Genomic DNA, 3,123 nt, shown 5'->3' on the forward strand with positions numbered 1-3,123 from the left:
TCCCGTCAGAAACGCCCTGAGCGCCTCTCAGGCGGTGCTGATAACAGATGTTATGGTAAATTATCCGCTTGTCTGAAAGCTGGCTGCCGAAGCAACCAAGGAAAGGAGAACAGACCTGATGACCATTTTAGTGACGATACAGGCCCAGCTCGTTGTCGGGGAGGAACAGGTTATAAAGAGCCTCGCTCCTGAGGGCATGCTGGCCGCCGTGTTTGAAGACGATGGCCGGACCGGGTATTTCTATGCGCTCGATGAGTCCGTCGAGGGAAACCCGATTATGGACGCAGTACACATCTACAATGCCGAAGACGTTTCAGACGGTCACATTCCTTCTGATGTTAAAATTGGCTGGTCAGAAGACAGTCAGAAGTGCGTACTCCTGATCAATGGATACCCGCACGGGGCATTCGATTTCGTGGGAAAAAACGGGTACTGCAGGAGTGGTTATCCTCCCCCTATAAACAAGGTGTGGTCTCTTTCCGGGCATGAGTGGAGCGACTCGGTGGATGATTTTTTCCGGTGAATTACGGCAGGCTATAGCCTGCCATTATGGTTCGAACAACGGATGTTATGGTAAATCTATCTATAAATGTCTATTATAGTGGATTTCCTATAGTTGTTTGGAAAATGACAAGGATATATATGAAAATAATTAAGTGGGCTTCACTGTCTGGTGTTCTGTTAATATCTGCTTGTGGTGTTTCTCAGAACGAAGTAAATAGTGCTAATTATGGTTCAAAACCAATAGATAATGATGCGAAAGTGATTGGTATGCTTAAAGAGAGTCTAAAAGATCCTGATTCTCTAAAAGTTATATCAATAACCACCCCCGCCAGAGGTTTTTCTAAGTATGGCTTTGGCTCTACAGAGCATGGCTGGTTCACTACTATCACATATAATGCAAAAAACTCTTATGGCGGTTATGTTGGTGCTAAGTCCATTACTTTCGTTTACTTAAACGGAGATTATAAAGTGGCAGTGCCAATGTCTAATGGTGAGAGGGTTATGTTAGATAAAGTGTCATTTTCATGTAAAGACAATTGCCAAACTAAATGATAAAAAAGGTCGCAATAGCGGCCTTTTTTATTCTTCGTTATCATTTTTACTTCTTTCTTTTTCTGGCCAGTCCTTCCCAAAACCAACCTCCCCGCAATCCAAACATTTATAATCGCCTGTGGCGCTACCCAAGTAGTATTCTTTTTCTAGATTTGAATGAGAACATTTTTGTTTGCTGTTCACTACAGTCACCTTTGGATATTCATTTATTCGTGAATGATTTTTATCTATACCGACATTGTTAAATGATGGAAAGATCTTCTTGAGATCCTTTTTTTCTACGCGTAATCTTCATGACTGTAAACGAAAAAACCACCCTGGCAGGTGGTTTTTCGAAGGTTAGTTAATCCTGGCAGATTCTCTAACCGTGGTAACAGTCTTGTGCGAGACATGTCACCAAATCTGTCCTTCCAGTGTAGCCTCAGTCAGGCCGCCACTTCAAGAACTCTGAACACATCTCTCGCACAAACCTGTTACCAGTGGCTGCTGCCAGTGGCGTTTTGTCGTGTCTTTCCGGGTTGGACTCAAGACGATAGTTACCGGATAAGGCGCAGCAGTCGGACTGAACGGGGGGTTCGTGCATACAGTCCAGCTTGGAGCGAACTGCCTACCCGGAACTGAGTGTCAGGCGTGGAATGAGACAAACGCGGCCATAACAGCGGAATGACACCGGTAAACCGAAAGGCAGGAACAGGAGAGCGCACGAGGGAGCTACCAGGGGGAAACGCCTGGGATCTTTATAGTCCTGTCGGGTTTCGCCACCACTGATTTGAGCGTCAGATTTCGTGATGCTTGTCAGGGGGGCGGAGCCTATGGAAAAACGGCTTTGCCGCGGCCCTATGGCTTCCCTGTTAAGTCTCTTCCTGGCATCTTCCAGGAAATCTCTGCCCCGTTCGTAAGCCATTTCCGCTCGCCGCAGTCGAACGACCGAGCGTAGCGAGTCAGTGAGCGAGGAAGCGGAATATATCCTGTATCACATATTCTGCTGACGCACCGGTGCAGCCTTTTTTCTCCTGCCTCATGAAGCACTTCACTGACACCCTCATCAGTGCCAACATAGTAAGCCAGTATACACTCCGCTAGCGCTACGTGACTGGTTCAGGGCTGCGCCCCGAAACCCTCTAACAACCTCTCAGCTATTGGATATCACCCCATGCCATCTGAATATGATGAACAACTGGATTCGACTGATACGCAGCTTCCCGGCGAATATGACCTTTTTGATTTAATGGCGCAGGTTACTGAAGAGAACCTGCACGCCCCGGTGGATTTTGGGCCGCCTGTCGGCCGTGAAGCGTTATAGCTTTTTCGCTTACCCATGTACGTGGTAATACGCCGGTATTACATCTTATTTCTTTATTTTCATGTGATTACAGGTGGTTGTAATACGTTGCGTATTACATAAATAAACGGGGACTTCAGTTTTTACCTTTTAATTCATGCAATTGCGATGAAAATCGCGGTTGCGTATGGTGTATGACCATTTAAGGGGCAAAAAATTATCATTCTGGCTGGGTGATCTGCGCAGGTTAAGGGGCATCGGTAACGAAAAAGCGTCCTAACGACCTCGTTCATGCGAGTATGAACGGATTATTTTTCCGGACTACAGGTAAACTACAAAGCGGAAGTGAAACTACTACAGCATTACTACTGAATTACTACAAATCGGAGGAGGATGACTACTTATCTACTACTGATTTACTACTGAATTACTACTGAATTACGTCAGAACAGTTCTCTGAACCATTCGTACATCCGACCCCCTTATCTTCATGCTTGATGTTCTTGCCAACGCCTCACGGCCACGCAATAAATTGCGTCCCCGTTCACCGTTTTCGGATGAGAAGAACGCCGGAAACAGGACTTCCCCTGGCTGAATGGTGTGAAATTCTGCGCTATGCACTTGCGCGCATACTCATGCATGCCGTAAAAACAGAGCCTGCGCGTTTCTGGCGGGTTTTCGGGTGGTTTGTTGCCTGTTTTACCGGTTTCCCGTCAGAAACGCCCTGAGCGCCTCTCAGGCGGTGCTGATAACAGATGTTATGGTAAATTATCCGCTTGTCTGAA

General features: G+C 46.5%; 4 protein-coding genes. 3 read left to right on the forward strand and 1 reads right to left on the reverse strand.

From position 1 onward, the window contains the following. Positions 1–118: 118 nt before the first annotated feature. Together ACLJQJ_RS23320 and ACLJQJ_RS23325 are read left to right on the forward strand one after the other, a co-directional pair. Entirely contained in the window at positions 119–523 is a 405-nt protein-coding gene (locus ACLJQJ_RS23320) for a DUF2251 domain-containing protein (RefSeq protein ID WP_008321396.1), read from the forward strand. Between the two features lie 119 nt (positions 524–642). Continuing rightward, on the forward strand, positions 643–1,056 hold the full coding sequence (locus tag ACLJQJ_RS23325) for a hypothetical protein (protein ID WP_115969958.1): 414 nt from the start codon (positions 643–645) through the stop codon (positions 1,054–1,056). Positions 1,057–1,083: 27 nt separating this feature from the next. Here ACLJQJ_RS23325 and ACLJQJ_RS23330 read toward each other — a convergent pair whose 3' ends face one another. Further along, the gene (locus ACLJQJ_RS23330; RefSeq protein ID WP_152913171.1) at positions 1,084–1,239 is read right to left on the reverse strand and encodes a hypothetical protein; all 156 of its coding nucleotides are present in this window, start codon (positions 1,237–1,239) and stop codon (positions 1,084–1,086) included. Positions 1,240–2,209: 970 nt separating this feature from the next. On the opposite strand from ACLJQJ_RS23330, the gene ACLJQJ_RS23335 reads away from it, so the two are divergent. Then, the gene (locus tag ACLJQJ_RS23335; protein ID WP_001442891.1) at positions 2,210–2,359 is read left to right on the forward strand and encodes a hypothetical protein; all 150 of its coding nucleotides are present in this window, start codon (positions 2,210–2,212) and stop codon (positions 2,357–2,359) included. Positions 2,360–3,123: the final 764 nt, after the last annotated feature.

Source organism: Salmonella sp. SAL04202 (genome assembly GCF_046550775.1).
Classification (GTDB): domain Bacteria; phylum Pseudomonadota; class Gammaproteobacteria; order Enterobacterales; family Enterobacteriaceae; genus Salmonella; species Salmonella enterica.